Source organism: Microbacterium helvum, assembly GCF_014779795.1.
GTDB lineage: Bacteria > Actinomycetota > Actinomycetes > Actinomycetales > Microbacteriaceae > Microbacterium > Microbacterium helvum.
This window is the reverse complement of sequence record NZ_JACXZS010000012.1, coordinates 1-18,797: the sequence shown is the minus strand read 5'-3', so window position 1 is coordinate 18,797 and position 18,797 is coordinate 1. Positions and strand designations below refer to the sequence as shown.

The 18,797-nt window shown below is 71.4% G+C and carries 12 protein-coding genes and 1 pseudogene; 10 read left to right on the top strand and 3 right to left on the bottom strand.

Going from position 1 to position 18,797, the window contains the following annotated elements; genetic code table 11:
* Positions 1-80: 80 nt before the first annotated feature.
* On the bottom strand, positions 81-2,915 hold the full coding sequence (secA, locus tag IF188_RS16425; protein WP_191172890.1) for a preprotein translocase subunit SecA: 2,835 nt from the start codon (positions 2,913-2,915) through the stop codon (positions 81-83).
* Between the two features lie 201 nt (positions 2,916-3,116).
* On the opposite strand from secA, the gene IF188_RS16420 reads away from it, so the two are divergent.
* The 9 genes from IF188_RS16420 to IF188_RS16380 all read left to right on the top strand — a co-directional run bounded on the left by IF188_RS16420 (position 3,117) and on the right by IF188_RS16380 (position 16,590).
* Complete coding sequence (locus IF188_RS16420) at positions 3,117-5,501, top strand: cellulase family glycosylhydrolase (RefSeq protein WP_191172889.1); 2,385 nt, start codon at positions 3,117-3,119, stop codon at positions 5,499-5,501.
* A 131-nt stretch (positions 5,502-5,632) separates the two neighbouring features.
* Entirely contained in the window at positions 5,633-6,622 is a 990-nt protein-coding gene (locus IF188_RS16415; RefSeq protein ID WP_191172888.1) for an efflux RND transporter periplasmic adaptor subunit, read from the top strand.
* Positions 6,619-7,512, top strand: coding sequence for an ABC transporter ATP-binding protein (locus IF188_RS16410; RefSeq protein WP_191172887.1), 894 nt, complete (start codon positions 6,619-6,621; stop codon positions 7,510-7,512). The genes IF188_RS16415 and IF188_RS16410 overlap by 4 nt, the downstream gene beginning before the upstream one ends.
* On the top strand, positions 7,509-8,720 hold the full coding sequence (locus IF188_RS16405; protein WP_191172886.1) for an ABC transporter permease: 1,212 nt from the start codon (positions 7,509-7,511) through the stop codon (positions 8,718-8,720). The genes IF188_RS16410 and IF188_RS16405 overlap by 4 nt, the downstream gene beginning before the upstream one ends.
* A gap of 51 nt (positions 8,721-8,771) precedes the next feature.
* A complete protein-coding gene (locus tag IF188_RS16400; RefSeq protein ID WP_191172885.1) occupies positions 8,772-9,371 on the top strand; it encodes a PadR family transcriptional regulator in 600 nt (199 codons plus the stop codon).
* Positions 9,368-10,087 carry an ABC transporter ATP-binding protein gene (locus IF188_RS16395; RefSeq protein ID WP_191172884.1) on the top strand — a complete coding sequence of 240 codons (720 nt, stop codon included), beginning with the start codon at positions 9,368-9,370 and terminating at the stop codon, positions 10,085-10,087. Before IF188_RS16400 ends, IF188_RS16395 begins: the two co-directional genes overlap by 4 nt.
* A complete protein-coding gene (locus tag IF188_RS16390; RefSeq protein WP_191172883.1) occupies positions 10,084-12,969 on the top strand; it encodes an FtsX-like permease family protein in 2,886 nt (961 codons plus the stop codon). The genes IF188_RS16395 and IF188_RS16390 overlap by 4 nt, the downstream gene beginning before the upstream one ends.
* A 118-nt stretch (positions 12,970-13,087) precedes the next feature.
* Entirely contained in the window at positions 13,088-14,911 is a 1,824-nt protein-coding gene (locus IF188_RS16385; protein WP_191173005.1) for a DEAD/DEAH box helicase, read from the top strand.
* Positions 14,912-15,231: 320 nt separating this feature from the next.
* The gene (locus tag IF188_RS16380) at positions 15,232-16,590 is read left to right on the top strand and encodes a coiled-coil domain-containing protein (RefSeq protein ID WP_191172882.1); all 1,359 of its coding nucleotides are present in this window, start codon (positions 15,232-15,234) and stop codon (positions 16,588-16,590) included.
* 241 nt (positions 16,591-16,831) lie between these two features.
* On the opposite strand, the gene IF188_RS16375 is transcribed toward IF188_RS16380, so the two are convergent.
* The gene (locus tag IF188_RS16375; RefSeq protein ID WP_191172881.1) at positions 16,832-17,305 is read right to left on the bottom strand and encodes a DUF1772 domain-containing protein; all 474 of its coding nucleotides are present in this window, start codon (positions 17,303-17,305) and stop codon (positions 16,832-16,834) included.
* A 59-nt stretch (positions 17,306-17,364) separates the two neighbouring features.
* Here IF188_RS16375 and IF188_RS16370 point away from each other — a divergent pair, with 59 nt between their 5' ends.
* Positions 17,365-17,937, top strand: a complete 573-nt coding sequence (locus tag IF188_RS16370; protein WP_191172880.1) for a TetR/AcrR family transcriptional regulator — start codon at positions 17,365-17,367, stop codon at positions 17,935-17,937.
* Positions 17,938-18,106: 169 nt separating this feature from the next.
* On the opposite strand, the pseudogene IF188_RS16365 reads toward IF188_RS16370, so the two are convergent.
* Positions 18,107-18,797, bottom strand: a pseudogene (locus IF188_RS16365) (MFS transporter); the annotation flags it as partial.

Below are 18,797 nucleotides of genomic sequence, written 5' to 3'. Positions count from 1 at the left end.
GGCCACCCGCCAGGCGAAGAGGGGAGGAGGGAGTGGATGCCTCGACCCGGCGCCGACCGCGGGTCGCGGCATCCGCTCCCCTACTTCTTGCGCTGCTCGGCCGCGCGGCGCTGCGCGCGGTTGAGCGGAGCCTGCTCGGGGGCGGGGGCATCGGTCTTCTGCCCGAAGGCGCCGCGCGGAGCCTCGGCAGCCGGCTGCGCCTGCGGCTGCGCGGGCGTCGCCGCAGCGGCCGCAGCCGCCTGACGCAGCCGCGTCGCCGCCTGCTGCACCTGACCGCGCTCGTTGCGCACCTCGACCTCGCCGGCGTCGTTCGAGGCCGTGTACTGCAGCCGCTGTGCGTCGACGGCCGGCGCGGACGACAGGCCCTTCGCCTCGACCTGGGTGACCTGCTCGGCGTCGCCCTCGCCCTGACGGCGCACCTCGACCTCGAGGTTGTAGAGGTAGCCGACGGACTCCTCCTTGATCTGCCCCATCATCGCCTGGAACATCTGGTACCCCTCGCGCTGGTACTCGATGAGCGGGTCGCGCTGGGCCATCGCGCGAAGGCCGATGCCGTCCTTCAGGTAGTCCATCTCGTAGAGGTGGTCGCGCCAGCGGCGGTCGAGCACCTGCAGCACGACACGGCGCTCCAGTTCGCGCGTCGCCGCCTCGCCGAGCGTCGCCTGACGCTTCTCGTACGCGATGCGGGCGTCCGACAGGATCTCGCGCTTCAGACCGTCTGCGGTGATTCCGCCCTTGCGACCGGATGCCTCGGCCACGACCTCGTCGATCGTGACGCCCACCGGGTACAGCGTCTTCAGTTCGGTCCAGAGCGAGTCGAAGTCCCAGCTCTCGTTGTGCCCCGAGCCGGTGTGGTCGTCGATGACGGCGCCGATCGCGTCCTCGATGAAGTGCTGCACGCGGTCGGCGATGTCGTCGCCCTGCAGGATGTGACGGCGGTCGGAGTAGATCGCCTCGCGCTGGCGGTTGAGCACGTCGTCGTACTTGAGGACGTTCTTGCGGATCTCGGCGTTGCGCGCCTCGACCTGGCTCTGCGCCGACTTGATCGCGCGCGTGACCATGCCGGATTCGATCGCGACGTCGTCGGGGAAGTTCGTGCGCGCGATGATCGCCTCTGCCGCACCGGACTGGAACAGGCGCATCAGGTCGTCGGTGAGCGACAGGTAGAAGCGGCTCTCGCCCGGGTCGCCCTGACGGCCCGAGCGGCCGCGCAGCTGGTTGTCGATGCGGCGCGACTCGTGTCGCTCGGTGCCGAGCACGTACAGGCCGCCGGCCTCGACGACCTGCGTCGCCTCGCCCGCGACGCGGTCGCGCATCTCCTGGTAGACCGCGTCCCACTCGGCCTCGTACTCCTCGGGCGTCTCGACCGGGTCGAGGCCCTTCGCCTTCAGCTCCTGCACGGCGAGGAACTCGGCGTTTCCGCCGAGCATGATGTCGGTGCCGCGACCGGCCATGTTGGTGGCGACGGTGACGGCGCCGAGGCGCCCGGCGCGGGCGACGATCTCGGCCTCGCGCGCGTGGTTCTTCGCGTTGAGGACCTCGTGCTTGATGCCCTTCTTCGCGAGCAGACGCGACAGGTACTCGCTCTTCTCGACGCTCACCGTGCCGACGAGCACCGGCTGGCCGGTCTCGTGACGACGGGCGATGTCTTCGACGACCTGTGCGAACTTCGCCGTCTCGTTCTTGTAGACGAGGTCGGCCTGATCCTTGCGGATCATCGGCTTGTTCGTCGGGATCGGCACGACGCCCAGCTGGTACGTCGACATGAACTCCGCCGCCTCGGTCTCGGCGGTACCGGTCATGCCGGCGAGCTTGTCGTACAGACGGAAGTAGTTCTGGAGCGTGACGGTGGCGAGCGTCTGGTTCTCGGCCTTGACCGGCACGGCCTCCTTGGCCTCGATGGCCTGGTGGATGCCCTCGTTGTAGCGGCGCCCGACCAGGATGCGGCCGGTGTGCTCGTCGACGATCATGACCTCGTCGTTCATGACGACGTAGTCGGTGTCGCGCTTGAAGAGCGCGAGAGCCTTGATCGAGTTGTTGAGGAACGAGATGAGCGGCGTGTTGGCCGACTCGTAGAGGTTGTCGATGCCGAGGTAGTCCTCGACCTTCTCGATGCCGGGCTCGAGCACGCCGATGGTGCGCTTCTTCTCGTCGACCTCGTAGTCGACGCCCGCCTCGAGCGTCTTGGCGATCTTGGCGAACTCGACGAACCAGCGGTTCGCCTCGCCCGACGACGGACCCGAGATGATGAGCGGCGTCCGGGCCTCGTCGATGAGGATCGAGTCGACCTCGTCGACGATCGCGTAGAAGTGACCGCGCTGCACGAGGTCTTCCTTGCGCCAGGCCATGTTGTCGCGCAGGTAGTCGAAGCCGAACTCGTTGTTCGTGCCGTACGTGATGTCGGCGTTGTACTGCTCGCGGCGCACCTCGGGCGTCTGTCCGGCGACGATCGTGCCGGTCGTCATGCCGAGGGCACGGTAGATGCGGCCCATCAGCTCGGACTGGTACGACGCCAGGAAGTCGTTGACCGTGACGACGTGCACGCCTTCGCCGGCGATGGCGTTGAGGTACACGGGGAACGCGCCGGTGAGCGTCTTGCCCTCACCGGTCTTCATCTCGGCGATGTTGCCGAGGTGAAGTGCCGCGCCGCCCATGATCTGCACGTCGTACGCCCGCTGGCCGAGCGTGCGCTTGGCCGCCTCGCGCACCGCGGCGAACGCCTCGGGCATCAGCTGGTCCAGCGTCTCGCCGGCCTGGTACCGAGCGCGGAGCTCTGCGGTCTCGCCTCGCAGCTCCTCGTCCGTGAGGTGGGCGTAGTCCTCTTCGAGGGCGCCGACGGCCTTGACGACCTGCTGGAGCCGGCGGAGGACGCGACCCTCACCGGCACGAAGCAGTTTCTCGAGGGGGTTGGCCACGGAGTGTCTCCATCTTCAGGGGAAGTCGGGTGCGGCGCGCTGGCGCCGGTGCCACCCGGGCCCCCAGGGCCCAGGCATACCTGCCTATGTTATCCACCCGTGACCTTGGTGTGCGCTGGGTGTGCGTACCGGCGGCTCGGGGGGTGAGACGATGCTCTTCCCGTGGATTCCCCCCGGATCCACCGACACGATGGAGTGTTCATGCGCGGGCTTCGCCGTCCCATCGTCGCCGTGGTGGCGGCTTGCGTCCTCATCGTCCTTCAAGCGGTCGCGGATCCGACGGGGCTGCTCGCGCTCGTCGGCTGGCCCGGAGGCGGACTGCAGGCGGCACTGGTGTGGCCGCTCGCGCCGTATGCGGTGTTCATCCCGGTACTGCTGGGCGTCGTGTGGTGGTCCGCGGTGCGTGCCGGCGAGCGGTTCTGGACGATGTTCGCGGGTGTCGTGCTGGCGGTGCTGCTCGCGCAGGCTGCCACGGCTTTCGTGATGGTTCTGGATGCCGCCACCGCCGCGTGGGCTGCCGGCTACGTGACCGCGAAGGCGCTGCCGGCCGCGGCGATCGTGGCGGCGGCGACCCGCTGGCTCGGCGGCAGGACGAGCCGCCCGACGTTCGAACGCGGCAGCGTGTGGCCCGCGGCGATCGCGTTCGGAGCCCTGGCCCCGATCGCCGCCGGCTCGTGGTGGACGGGTGCCGCCTATGCCCCGATGGTGCCGGCGCCTCGCCCGGAAGGCGGTCTGCTCGCCATGATCGTCGCGGTCGCCCTCATGATCGGCGCCGCCTGGCTGTCTCTGCGGTGGATGCGGACGCGCGTGCCCGGTGTGCTGGGTGCGTGGCTCGGCGTGCTCGTCGGCGGTGCGCTGTTCGGGATCGCGCAGGCGATCATCGGCGTCGTCGTCGACGACGGCCTCGCCGGCGACCTGTGGCCGCTCATGGCCGCGTACGTCCATGTCGCGGACGGGCTCTCTTTCGCCGCGTTTCTCGGGTGGGTCCCCGCGGTGGTCGCCGTCGTCGTCGATCGGGTACGCCGGGCTCGTTCCGTCGCGGAAGCGGCCCCGGATGCCTCACCCCGGCGTTCCTGGTCGCTCGCGGCGATCGCCGTGGCCGTCGCCGTCGTGGCCGCTCTCATCGTCACGCCGGTCGCCGTGGCCGGCGGCGGCGTATCGGAGGCCCGCGCTGCCGCGCAGGTCGAGGCATCCCGAACCATCCCCGAAGGGTTCCTGCGGGCGGACGGCGAGCGCATCACCGATGGCGAGGGCCACGACGTGCTGCTGCGCGGCGTGAACGTCAATCAGCTCGTCGACTTCTACCAGCCGCGTGCCGAGGTGCCCGCGACGCGCCCGCTCACCGAGGACGACTTCGCCGGCATGGCCGAGTACGGGTTCGACGTCGTTCGCCTCGGAATCTCGTGGTCGGCGCTCGAACCGACGCGAGGCGAGCTCGACGCCGGCTATCTCGAGCGGATCGACCAGGCGGTCGAGTGGGCGAAGGGCCACGGCATCCGCACGGTGATCGACCTTCATCAGGACGGCTGGTCGAACGCGGCCACACCCGAGGGCACCGTGTGCCGTCCCGGAACGGACCCGATGTGGGGCTACGACGGAGCGCCCGAGTGGGCGACCATCACCGACGGCGCGCCGCGATGCGCGTTCACCGGGCGCGACATCTCTCCCGCCGGCGACCGGGCGTTCCAGCACTTCTGGTTCGACACCGACGGCATCCAGACGGCGCTCGTGCGCACGTGGGGCGAGCTCGCCGCGCGCTACGCCGACGAGCCGGCGGTGGCGGGCTTCGACCTCATGAACGAGCCGGGGTTCGGCGAGACCGCGCCGGTCACCACCTCACTGCTGCTCGGCCGGTACTACGACCGTGCGATCCGGGCGATCCGCGAGGCCGGCGCCCCGCAGATCGTGTTCATCGAGCCCAGCATCCTGTGGTCAGGGCTCGGGTTCGACAGCGGGCCGTCCCTCGCCTTCACCGACGACGCGAACATCGTGTTCTCGCCGCACCTGTATGCCGAGTCGATCACGATGGACCATTCGCTGGGCCTGCCGACCATCGTGGGAACCGCACGCCAGCTCGACCTCGCCGCCCGCGTCGCCGACGAGTACGGCGTGCCGCTGTGGTCCGGAGAGTACGGGTACTGGGGCGACGAGGCGTCCATCGCCGAGCACATCGGCCGGTACGCCGACGCGGAGGACGCGCACCTGCTGGGGAGCGCCTACTGGGTCTGGAAGCAGTCGTGCGGGGACCCGCAGAACGGCATCGGCGACGTGGGTCTCGGGCTCGTGCCCGAGGATTGCGCGACCGGCGAGGACGGTGCGCGCAACGAGCCGCTGCTCGCGGCGCTGAGCCGGGCGTACCCGCAGGCCTCCCCCGGGCGCCTCACGGGACTCCGTGCGGAGGGCGCCGCCCTCGCGATGACCGGGACGGTCGACGGCGCGACGTGCGGCCTCGACGTGTGGATCCCGGGCGAGGAAGAGCCCGACCCGCAGACCGAGGGCCTCACGAAGGTCGTCGTGCGCGAGGTCGACGGCGGCTGGCGCGTGACCGCGTGCGCCGAGGGCGATTACGCCTTGACGACGGGCTGATCCTCGATCACGAGCTGAGGCTTCGGTCCGCCGCGACACGCGGACCGGCAGCATCCCTCCGCTGTTTTCTGAGTATGTATATACTCGGCGACTACATACTCGGTATATACCCCGACGGAGAGGTACAGCACATGGTGGTCTGGCGTCGATGGATCTTCCCGATCCTCATGGTGCTCATTCTGGGGGCGGCCTCGCTCGCGCTGGTGAAGATCGCGTTCTTCCCGGATCAGGCGCCCGCGGCGGCTCTCGAGCCGAGCGCCCAGATCGCCGACCCGGTCGTCCCCGTCGAACGCGGCGAGGTCGTCAACGCCCTGAGCCTCACCGGGACGATCGCGAGGGATGCCGCGTACCCGGTGCGCTCCGGCGTCGACGGCGTCGTCACCTCGGTGGACGTCGGAGAGGGGCAGTCCGTCGCGGCCGGTCAGAAGCTGTTCACGATCAAGCAGACCGACCCCGTCAAGAACATCGACGTCCTCGCGCCCGAGGCGGGCGACGTCACCGAGATCGCAGTCGTGAAGGGCCAGCCCGCATCCCTCGGCGGCGAGCTGGTGACGCTGACCCCGGCGCGCTACCACGTGCAGGCGACCGTCGATCCCGTGCAGCTGTACCGGCTGCAAGGCGCCCCCACCGAGGCCGCCGTCACGATCCAGGGGGGACCTGCGCCGTTCACGTGCACCGGCCTCAAGGTCGCTGTCGCCGAGGACGGCACCACGACCGTCACCTGCGCGGTCCCCGCCGACCAGACGGTGTTCGCGGGACTGCAGGCGCAGCTCGACATCGACCTCGGCACCGTCAGCGACGTGCTCGTCGTGCCGACCACCGCCGTCAAGGGCGGGTCCGGCACGGGCGTCGTATGGGTGGTCCCCACCCCCTCTCCAGACGCCGCTGACGCGTCGTCCGGAGCCTCGGGGGGCGTGGGCCCAGCCGGCACCGGCGAGCTCGAGGAGCGCGATGTGACCCTCGGGGTCAGCGACGGCAGCATCGTCGAGGTCACCGCGGGCGTCGAGGAGGGCGAGCAGGTGCGCCAGTACGTGCCCGGCATCGCCGCCGGCAACGAGCCGCAGTGCTACGACGACGGCATGGGCGGCGAGTACTGCGAGCCGGCGGGGTGGAACTGGTGAGCCTGGTCCGCCTCGAAGGGGTCGCGAAGCACGTGATCCTGCCCGATGACTCGCGCTTGGACATCCTGCGCGACATCGACCTCGCCATCGCCGCGGGCGACCACGTCGCGATCGTCGGGCGCAGCGGCTCGGGCAAGTCGACGCTGCTGAACCTCATGGGCATGCTCGACCGTCCGTCCGACGGCGCCGTGTGGTTCCGCGGCGAGCCGGTCCGCAAGATGCGGGCCGGCAAGCTCGACAAGCTGCGCGGCCGCAACGTCGGCTTCGTGTTCCAGCAGTTCAACCTGCTGGCCGGTCGCACCGCGCTCGAGAACGTCGCGATGCCGCTCGGCTACGCGTCAGGACGCGCCTTCTGGAACCGCAACCGCACCGCCGCCGCGATGCTCGAGCGCGTCGGCCTCGGTCACCGCATCGAGTCGACGCCCGAGCAGCTGTCGGGCGGCGAGCAGCAGCGCGTCGCGATCGCCCGCGCCCTCGTGCGGCGGCCGGCGCTGATCCTCGCCGACGAGCCCACCGGCGCCCTCGACGTCGAGACGGGCGGCAGCGTCATGGAGCTGCTCGACGAGATCGCGTCCGAGGCCGAGGCTGCGCTCGTCACGATCACGCACGACCTGCACGTGGCCGCCCGTGCGCGGCGCCACTACCGGCTCGAGGCGGGCGTCCTGACGCCGTTCGACCTGACGGCGCCCGACGCGGGCGCGGCGGCGGCAGCGGCATACGACCGCGTGGAGCTCGCCCCCGAGCTCGCCGAGAGCGTCGCGCCTGCCGAATCCATGGAAGATCCGGATGCCGCACCGCAGCCGGACGGAGCGCCGGAGGCCGCGGCATCCCTCTCTGACGCGCCGGCCGGAGACCGCGCGACCGAGGACACCGTGGAGGTGGCCTCGTGACCGGCTTCATCGGCGCACTCGGCGAGGCGTGGTCGGAGCTGCGCCACCACAAGCTGCGCGTGCTGCTGAGCCTCATCGGCATCGCGGTGTCGGTGGGTGCGCTCACGGCGGTGGTAGCGCTGAGCGAGTACCAGCAGCAGCAGATGGCCGAGCAGTCCGACCAGAGCGGCGGACGCCCGGCGACGGTGTCGGTCAATGCGATGCGCACCGACGGCTCGCCGATGGACTGGGCGGGATTCGACGCGCACGTGCAGGACGTGTCGGAGCGGTACTCGTTCTCGTACCTGACGCGCATCGTCAACCCGGTGATGGTGCAGGTGCAGACGCCCGAGCAGGTGCAGACGCTCAACGTGCGCCTGGTCGATCCCGCCTACCCGGTCATCCACCGCACTCCCTTGCTCGAGGGCCGGTGGTTCCAGGATTCCGACGCCGAGCTGCTCGCGCCGCCCGTCGTCATCACCGAGGCGCTGTGGGACGTGTACGGCCGGCCCGACCTCTCCACCGGGTTCTCGCTGCCGCTGCTGGGCGACGTCGCCGGTTCGTACCCCGTGATCGGCGTCACTCCGCGCACGTACGACGGCGACACCGAGAAGCTCGCGACGATGCTCTTCGACGCCTATGCCACGCGTGTCGACCGGCTCCCGGCCGACGCGATGATGACGTGGGAGGTCTGGGTGCCCGAGGACGGCGTGAGCGACATCGGCCCGGTGCTCGCGATGGACCTGCGCGCCGGGGTCGACAAGGGCGTCGAGATCAACGTCGCCCGCACCGACTGGGCCTCGCGCCCCGAGGCGAAGAGCTCGGCCGCCATGTTCGAGATGATCACCGGTGCGATCGCCGGCCTGGTGCTGCTGCTCGGCGGCCTGGGGCTCGTCAACATCCAGCTCGTCGCCATGCGCCAGCGCATCCGCGAGATCGGCGTGCGACGCAGCTTCGGCGCCACCGGCGGCCGCGTCTTCACGTCCGTGCTGCTGGAGAGCGTGGTCGCGACCGCGGTGGCGGGAGTCATCGGCATCGCGCTCGCGGTGGCCATCCTGAAGGCGCCGTTCGTGCTCACCATGTTCCAGGGGATGCAGGACATCCCGCCGTTCCCCATGCGCGCCGCCGTGACGGGGCTCGTCGCCGCCGTCGCGATCGGCGCCCTCGCGGGCTTCATCCCGGCACTGATGGCGGTGAGGTCCAACGTCATAGACGCGCTGCGCTTCTGAACCCCGCGCCCCAGCCCGAGCGCGGTCACCCTCCACCCCGAAGGAGATCCCATGTCCGTCCGTCAGAGCCTGCTGGCGATCCTCGACCAGGGCCCGTGCTACGGGTACCAGCTGCGTGCCGAGTTCGACCGGCGCACCGGTTCCACCTGGCCGCTCAACGTCGGCCAGATCTACAACACCCTCGACCGCCTGGAGCGCGACGGTCTCGTCGAGAAAGGCGATGTCGACGAGCAGGGTCACGTGTACTGGCAGATCACCGACGCCGGCAGCGACGAGGTCCGTTCGTGGCTGCGGTCGCCGGTCGAGCGCGGCCACGGCACGCGCGACGAGCTCGCCATCAAGCTGGCGGTCGCGGCGACCCTGCCGGGGGTGGAGGTGTCGGACATCATCCAGTCGCAGCGCCGATCATCGCTCGCACAGCTGCAGGCGCTCAACCGCGCGAAGTACGCCGGCGAGAACCCGGACGGCCCCGAAGAGCTCGCGTGGTCGCTCGTGGTGGACTCGATGATCTTCGCCGCCGAGGCCGAGGTGCGCTGGCTCGACCACTCCGAGCAGCGCCTGGCGATGCATCCCGACCACGCCATGGCCCTCGCGCTGTCGACGGAGAAGCCCAAGCGGGGCCGGCCCGCCCGGGTCGAGGCGAGCGCATGACCGACGCCGTGCTGCGGCTCATCGGGGTGACGCAGCAGTACGGCATCGGCGAGACGTCGGTCTCGGCGCTGTCGGGCGTCGACCTCGAGGTGCGCCGCGGCGAGCTCGTGGCGATCATGGGCGCCTCCGGTTCCGGCAAGTCGACCCTGCTGTCGATCGCCGGCGGCCTGCAGAAGCCCACCACCGGCGAAGTGGTCATCGAGGGCCGCCACCTGTCCACGGCGTCGCCGCGCGAGCTGGCGCAGCTGCGCCGGCGCTCGCTGGGCTTCGTGTTCCAGGACTTCAACCTGATCCCGACCCTCACGGCCCTCGAGAACGTCACCCTGCCGCTGGAGCTCGACGGGTTCCGCTCCCGGGTGGCGAGCCGCGCCGGCAAGGATGCGCTGGCTTCGGTGGGCCTTGCCGACAAGCTGCGCGCCTACCCCGACGACCTGTCGGGCGGCCAGCAGCAGCGTGTGGCCATCGCGCGCGCCGTGGTGGGCGGGCGCCGTCTGATCCTCGCCGACGAGCCGACCGGCGCGCTCGACTCGGTCACCGGCGAACTCGTGCTGCGCATGCTTCGGACGAGAGTGGATGCCGGTGCCGCCGGCATCCTCGTCACCCACGAGGCGCGCCACGCCGCCTTCGCCGACCGCATCGTCTTCTTGAGGGACGGCCGCATGGTCGACGAGACCCGCCGCGACGGCGCCGACTCCCTGCTGTCGGGCGCGCGATGACGAGCCTGCTGGACGCGCCCGCCGCGTCGTCTGCGCGCGAGCCGGGAGCGATGGATGCCGCGCCCCGGCGCCGCGCGTCGGCCTGGGCGCGCTGGCGGGTGGCGCTGCGCCTCGCACGCCGCCAGGCGTGGCACGCGCGCGGCTCCAGCACGCTGGTGATGCTGCTGATCGCGCTTCCGGTGCTCGGCATGACCGGGGGCGCGGTGTTCTGGCAGAGCCACGTGCCGTCACCCCAGCAGAGCGCGACACTGGAACTCGGGCGGAACGAGACCTGGCTCACGGTCGTCGGCGGACCCGACCCGAGCCGCACGCAGTCCGTCGACCAGCCGTGGGACAACTCCGTCTCGACCGACGGAGCAGGGCAGCCGATCAATCCGCAGCTGCCGGCACCGGATGACGCCGGTGCGGTGCTCCCCGCGGGCGCCTCCACGATCGAAGTCCGCGAGCAGGGGTCGCTGTTCGTCGACACCGCCGGAGGCACCGGTCGCGTCCCGGTGACCGTCGGCTCGGTGTGGGACCCCGTGTTCGCCGGGAGATATGCGGTGATCGACGGCGCCGCACCCGCAGCGGACGACGAGGCGATGGTGAGCCCGGGGCTGCTCGACCGGCTCGGCGCGCGCATCGGGCAGCGCCTCACGCTCAGCGACTCGGGCCGGTCGTTCACGATCGCCGGCACGATGCGCCAGCTCGACCAGCGTCCACAGGACGACATGCTGTTCCTCCCCGCCGGTGCCGCCGCGCTCGCCCCCGAAGGCTTCACCCGGTGGTTCGTCGCGGACTGGCAGCCCGACCTCGACGAGCTCACCGAGCTGAACCACGCCGGATTCATCGCGTACGCAAGAGATCTCGTCATCGAGCCGCCCGGGGGTGCGGCGACATACGTCCCGTCGTCATCCGCGCTGTGGTGGCAGATGCTCGCCGTCGGCTCGATCGTCGCGGTGTTCTGCGGCTACCTCGTGGTGCTGCTGGCCGGGGCCGCATTCGCCGTCGCCACGCGGCGACAGCAGCGCGCGCTCGCGGTCGCCGCCAGCGTCGGCGCCGCCCGCGGCGACGTCTTCCGCATCGTCGTGCTGCAGGGCACGGTGCTGGGCACCGTGGGCGGGGTGCTCGGCGTCGCGCTCGGCATCGGCGCCGCCGGTCTGACGCTGTGGCTCACGGACGACGGCGTGAAGGGCTCGTTCTGGGGCAACTGGGGACTCCAGATCCCGTGGCCGATCGTGTGCGGCATCCTTCTCTTCGCCGTCGTGATCGGCACGCTCTCCGCGCTCGCACCCGCCCGCGGCGCCACCCGCGGCGACGTCCTGGCAGCGCTCCGCGGGTCACGCCGACCGTCGCGGCTGAACGCCAAGCGTCCTCTCTGGGGTCTCGGTCTCATGATCCTCGGCGTCGTGGCCACCGTCGCGGGCGCACTGACCATTGCGGCGCTCAACCTCGCCGAGTCGATCGACTACTCCTCCCCGCTGCGCGTCATCGCGCTGTACGGCATCGTCTTCGGCCCGGTCGCGTTCCAGATCGGCATCCTCCTCGCCGGCCACTGGACCCTGACCATGATCTCGCGCGCGCTCTCGCACCTCGGGATCGCCCCGCGTCTGGCTGGACGGGATGCCGCCGCCAACCCCTCGCGCGTCGTGCCGGCGTTCGCCGCGATCGCGGCGTGCGTGTTCCTCGCTTCGTTCACGCTGTCGGCGACCGCGCTCACCGCGAGCGCGAGTTCGCGCCACTACGCCTGGAACGGTCCGAAGGACGCCGTCTCGGTCACGATCTGGTCGCCCGACGGCGGCGACGACCTCCGTGCCGGCGAGCAGGCGGCACGCGGCTTGATCGACCCGACGCATCCATTGCAGACGGCGCTCGTGTCGATGCCTCCCGACGCGCCGTACGACCCTGAGACCGGCGCAAACGCCGACCCCGACGCGGTGGTGTGGCGCGTCGCCTCCACCCCCGGCACCTGCGGCACCGACTGTCCCGCCCAGACGCTGCTCGCGAGCGCCACGCTGTCTGTCATCGCCGCGGACGAGGTCGAGACCGTGCTCGGCGAGAAGCTCCCGGCCGACGCTCTGACGCTGCTGCGCGACGGCGGACTGCTGTCGGTCGCGGGCTGGGCGTCGCACGAAGAGGACGGGACCGCCCGCATCACGCGGTGGACCGGCAAGAGCCTCGACGCGTACAACGCCGCGTTGAACGGCTACTGGAGCGCCGCGGACGATCCCGAGGCGCGGTCCGATCCCGCCGAGCTGCCCGGCCCCGACGCAGTGCGCACCCTCGCGGCCTCGACCGTCGAACTGCAGCACGCCCCGGGCGGCATGATCGGCGCGATCATCACCCCAGAGACGGCGACCGCACTCGGCATCGGCGTGGCGCCGTGGGCGCTGTTCGCCGTGTACGCGCAGCCTCCGAGCGACGAGGACGTCGACGCGATCACGCTGGCGGCGCAGAACGTGCGCCTGGGCGACTCCGGCGCACTGTCGGTGATGATCGAGCGCGGACCGGAGCCGGTGTACCCCTGGCTGTGGCTCATCTGCGGCGTCGCCATCGTGCTGGTCATCGCGGCGGGTGCGATCTGCCTCGGCCTCGCGCGGTTCGAACGCCGCCCGGATGATGCGACGCTCACCGCCGTCGGGGCCGGACGCGGCATCCGCCGGCGGGTGAACGCGTGGCAGGCCGCGATCCTCGTCGGCATCGGCACCGTCGTCGGCACCGTCGCGGGTCTCATCCCCACGTGGGGCATCTCGCTGTCCAGTCAGGACTATCTGCGCATCTCGGACGCGCCCTGGCTGTGGCTGGCGATCCTCGCGGTGGGTCTCCCCCTGATCATGACCGTGGCGGCGTGGCTGGTGCCCCCACGGCGTCCTGACCTCACCCGTCGTACCGCGATCACCTGACCGCCACGCGAGCTCGGCCGGCGGCATCCTGTCGCCTCACAGGCGCGCCCCGCTACGCTTAACTGTGCACACCAACGCCGACCAGATCGAAGACGAGGCTCAGACCGAGCCCGCAGCGATGACCTTCTCAGACCTCGGGCTCAGCGCGCCCGTCCTCAAGGCGCTGAAGGACATCGGCTACGAGACGCCTTCGGCGATCCAGGCGGCGACCATTCCGACGCTTCTCGCGGGACGCGACGTCGTCGGCATGGCGCAGACCGGGACGGGCAAGACCGCCGCGTTCGCGCTGCCGATCATCGACCGCCTCGACCTGTCGCAGAAGACCCCGCAGGCCCTCGTCCTCGCGCCCACCCGCGAGCTCGCGCTGCAGGTGTGCGAGGCGTTCGAGAAGTACGCGGCCCACCTGAAGGACGTGCACATCCTTCCCGTCTACGGCGGTCAGGGCTACGGCGTGCAGCTGTCGGCGCTGCGTCGCGGCGTGCACATCGTCGTCGGCACCCCGGGTCGCATCATCGACCACCTCGAGAAGGGCACGCTCGACCTGTCGGAGCTGCAGTACCTCGTGCTCGACGAGGCCGACGAGATGCTCAAGATGGGCTTCGCCGAGGACGTCGAGACGATCCTCGCGGACACTCCCGACACGAAGCAGGTCGCGCTGTTCTCGGCGACGATGCCCGCGACGATCCGCCGCATGTCGAAGCAGTACCTCAACGACCCCGAAGAGATCACCGTCAAGGCCAAGACGCAGACGTCGGCCAACATCTCGCAGCGCTACCTCATCAGCGCCTGGCAGCAGAAGATGGATGCGCTCACCCGCATCCTCGAAGTCGAGAACTTCGACGGCATGATCGTGTTCGGCCGCACCCGCAGCGTCACCGAAGAGATCGCCGAGAAGCTGCGCGCCCGCGGCTACTCCGCCGCCGCCATCAACGGCGACATCGCTCAGCCGCAGCGTGAGAAGACGGTCAACCAGTTGAAGTCGGGCAAGCTCGACATCCTGGTCGCGACCGACGTCGCCGCGCGCGGACTCGACGTCGAGCGCGTCTCGCACGTCGTGAACTACGACATCCCGACCGACGCCGAGTCGTACGTGCACCGCATCGGCCGCACCGGTCGCGCCGGCCGCTCGGGCGACGCCATCAGCTTCGTGACGCCCCGCGAGCGCGGACTCGTCAAGATGATCGAGCGCGCCACCCGCCAGGAGCTCACCGAGATGTCGCTGCCGAGCGTCGACGAGGTCAACGTGACCCGTCTGTCGCGCTTCGACGACCGCATCACCGCGGCCCTCGACGAGACGGCGCGCATCGACGCCTTCCGCGACATCGTCGCCCACTACGTGCGCAACCACGATGTGCCCGAGGCCGATGTCGCCGCTGCTCTCGCCGTCGTCGCACAGGGCGACACGCCGCTGCTGCTGGAGCCGGACCCCGAGCCGGCGCCGCGCCGCGAACGCACCGACCGCGGCGAGCGTCCGGACCGCGGCGACCGTTTCGACCGTGGCGAGCGAGGCGACCGCCCCGAGCGCCGCACGCCCCGCGAGGGCTTCGCGACCTACCGCATCAACGTCGGCAAGCGCCAGCGTGTCGAGCCGCGCCAGATCGTCGGCGCCCTCGCCAACGAGGGGGGCCTGCGCCGCGACGACTTCGGCGCGATCAAGATCATGCCCGACTTCTCGCTCGTCGAGCTGCCCGCCGACCTGCCCCACGGCACGCTCGACCGCCTCGCCGACACCCGCATCTCGGGCCAGCTCATCGAGCTGCGTCCCGACAGCGGACGCCCGCAGCGCCGGACGGACGCCACCTCGCGCGGCCGTCGCGACGACCGCGGCTCCGGCGACCGCGGCGGCTACGGCGACCGCGGCAGCCGCGGGTCGTACCGCGACTCCGGTGACCGCGGCGGCTACGGCGACCGCAAGCCTCGGCACAAGCGCGACGCCGACTGAGGCATCCGCCCGCGCGGCACCCGCCTCCCGAGTGAGTCCCGTCATCGGCGTGCACAGAATCGGATCCGCGGGTGCGGATGCTCGGTGCGACACGCCGCTGCGCCGCAGCGCGACCCGGCGTGTCGTTGAGCCGGCCCGCAAGTGCGGATCCGATTCTGTGCGGCATGATGGATGGATGCTGCCGATCCGGGCCCACGGTACGGCCCGAGGTGGCGGCATCCACTCTTCGAAGCGGCCGGATCCGGACGCTCTGGGCGAACAATCCACAGTGGCGGGGGTCCGCCTCAGCCTGCTCCCAGGCGCGCCCGTAGGATCGATTCATGGCCGGATTCTGGGGCAGACGCAAGCGTGAGCAAGAAGAGCTGACGGCACAGGACGCGGATCTCGCGCGCCGCGCGCAGCAGGCGCTCGTGGCCGCCGACGAGCGCATCCGCACCACGACCGACGAGCTCGCGTTCGCCGAGGCCGAGCTCGGCCCGAGCGCCACGAAAGACCTCCGCGAGGCGCTGGACTCGGTGCGCACGCACCTGCAGGAGGCGTTCCAGCTCCACCAGCTGAACCACGACGACATCCCCGACACCGCCGAAGAGCTGCGCACGCGCAACGCCCGCATCGCGCAGCTGTGCGAATGGGCCGAGGACCTGCTCGACGACCGCACCGAGGCGCTCGCGGCGCCGATCGAGCGGGCTCGTCGCGCTCCCGAGATCATCGCGAAGATCCGGACGGATGCCGCACGCCTGCGCGCCCAGCTCCCCGATGCCCGCGCGACCGTCGACCGCCTGTCGGCCCGCTACTCGGCGAACGCGCTCGCGCAGATCGACGCCAATCCTGCCGAGGCCGAGCAGCTGCTCGGGTTCGCCGAGCACAGCGCGGGCGTCGCCGAGCGGCGCCGCGAGGCCGGCCAGCGCGAGCAGGCGAGCATGGCGCTCGAAGCCTCGATCGAGTCGGTGCGTCGGGCCGAGAAGCTGATCGAGGCCGTCGAGACGTTCGAAGTCGAGGCGCTGCGGGCCGAGTCGACCCTGGCGGCGATCGTCGAGGACTCCCGCGACGATCTCGTCGTCGCCCTCAAAGAGCCCGCGTCGCCGGCGGTGAGCGCCGCCATCGTCGAGCTCCAGAACGCGCTCGCGGCCCTGCCCGGCGCCGGGGTCAACACCGACCCGTTCGAACTCCTCACCCGCCTGCGCGAGGCGAACGCCGGGCTCGACGCCGCGATCGCCACCGCGCGCGAGCGCGCGGCCCGCCCGATCCCCCCGCTGGAGCACGTGCGCCACGCGATCGACGACGCCGACCGGCAGCTCGCCGTGACGCGTGACGTGATCGCGGGCCACCGCGGCTGGATCGGCGCCGACGCCCGCACCCGTCTCGCCGAAGCCGAGCGGGTGCGCACCGACCTCGACCGCTACCTGGGCTCGTCGGCCGCCGCGGTCACCTCGATCGACGAAGACCACCGCGAAGAGGCGTTCGCGATGGCGCGTCGCGCGGCGTTCCTCGCGAGCGAGGCGCTGCAGCTGGCTCAGCGCGACATCGACAACGCCCGGCCGCAGCCCGACCAGTGGGGCGGCCCCGGCTACGGTCAGCGCGGCGGTTACGGCGGTCGCGGCAACGGCGGCTCCGATGTCATGGGCGGCATCCTCGGCGGTCTGGTCATCGGCAGCCTGCTCGACGGCTTCTTCGACTGACGCGCGCCGCCGGCCGGCGGCATCCCTTCGCTCTTCGCCGCGCACCCTCAGTTGAGGGAGGACGCCGAGTTGAGGAGCCGACCCGCCTTGAGGCTCAGCAACTCGGCGGTGCTCCTCAGCTGAGGGCGGTGGACGCAGCCTCGGCGGGACGATCCGACGCGCGCGTGCGGGTGAGAACACGACGAGTGGATGCCTCGGCCCACCGCATGCGCGGGAGCCGCGGCATCCACTCGCAGACGAGTCAGCCGAAGAGGATCGTGGCGCACAGCAGCAGGATCGACAGGCCGAGGAGCACGGCGCGCAGCGGGATGATCGACTCCCAGCGGGCCTGGAGCGCACGGGCGTCCGCGGGCACCTCGTCGTCGAACGCGGCCTTCGTCAGCTGCTTGTTGATGGGCGCCGAGATGCGGGCGAAGAGGATCAGCCACACGACCAGCAGCAGAAGGGCGAGTCCGGCGGCCACGGCGGTGCCGGGCGTGCCCCACACCAGCGAGAGCGCCACGGTCGCGGCCGTGAGCACCGTGCCGAGGATGCCGACGACCGGGAGCCGCCGGTCGCCGTAGTAGTGGCCGCGGCCGGTGACCTGCACGAGGCTGCGGTCGTCGATCTCGGCGTAGACCGGCCGGAACACCACCGCCGAGACCACGTCGGTGCCGAAGATGACCGCGAGCGCCAGGATCGCGAAAGTGGCGCTCGCGCCGATGATGAGGTCCATGTCTGTCTCCTGAGTCTTGTGTTATCACTGCTAACAGTTAGCGGTGCTAACATAGTTGCATGGCACGGACCCCGCAAGAGGCAGAGCGATTCCGCGATCGCGAGATCCGCATCGTCGAGACAGCGCGAGAGATCGCTGAACAGGACGGCTGGTCCGCCGTCACCGTGCGCCGCCTGTCGGACGCGATCGGCGCGAGCCAGCCGATCCTGTACCGCATCTTCCCGGGCGGCCGCGATGAGATCGTGGCCCGCGTCGTCGTGCAGGGCTACGCCGACCTCGCCGACGTGATGCGCTCCCCCGGGCCGGGCGACGACCGGTCTGCCGCGCTGCGCCGGCTGATCACCGGGTACCTGCGCTTCGCGCGTGAGCACCCCGCCGTATACGAGGCCATGTCGACCGCGCACACCAGCGTCGTCTTCGCCTCGACGGAGACGCCCGCGGCATTGCGCGAAGGATTCGCGATGCTCGAACAGGCGGTCGGGGGCGAGGACGCGCGCGACCGTGCGGTTCGCGCCGAGCTCCTCTGGAGTCTGCTGCACGGCGCGAGCCAGTTCGCCGCGCACGACCGCCTCGACCCGGCGCTGGACGATGTGCGCGAGGCGGCGATCGCAGAGCTGTTCCTGCGGGGCTGACGGCAGCCGTCGACGCACCGCGGCCGGGGCCGCCGGCATCCATCATCCTGTCGACCACGCGGTTTCTCGCCGAGCGCGCATGTCCTCGACGTGGATGTCGTGCGTTCTCGGCGAGAGTCCGCGTCGTCGACGAGGGCGAGGGATGCCGCGCGCCGGCGCCGGCGCGCGGTCAGGGCGCGCGCACGACGAGGTCGACGGGGCTGCGGCGGGTGACGGCCCAGATGGCGAGGCTCAGGGACAGCGCGACGCCCGCCATGACGGTGAAGCTCGCGATCCAGGCGCCGGTGGCGTCGTGGAGCAGGCCGATGAGGAGGGACCCGACGCCGGCCACGGCGAAGCCGACGCCCTGCGCGACCGCCGAGACGAGGCCGGCCGACGGGGGATTGGCCGAGAGGCTCACGATGAGGCTGATCCCGAGCGCGAAGGCGGCGCTCTGAAAGACGCCGAGCAGGCCCACGACCCACACGTACTGCGCCGGGTCGGCGACGAGCAGCCACACCTGTCCGGCGGCGACCGACACGCCGATCGCCGGCCCGAACCACGCCAGGACGCGCGGGCGGCGGGCGAGGATCGGGGTGACGAGCGTCGGCAGCAGCCCGATGAGGCTGAACCATGCCAGCAGCGCACCCGCCGTCGTCGTGGACTCGCCGCGGTCGATCACGAGCCTCGGCAGCCACGCGGTGACGGCGAAGTACAGGAGCGCCTGCAGCGAGAACACCGCCGTCACGAGCGCGATCGTGCGCCCCGCGCCGCGAGGGACCGCCAGACGCGGGCGCGCGGCCGCTCCGCCGTCGCTGCGGCCGGAGCCGCGTGCCGCCGCGGCCATCGCGAGCGCGGCCGCCGCGGCCAGGGCCGCCCAG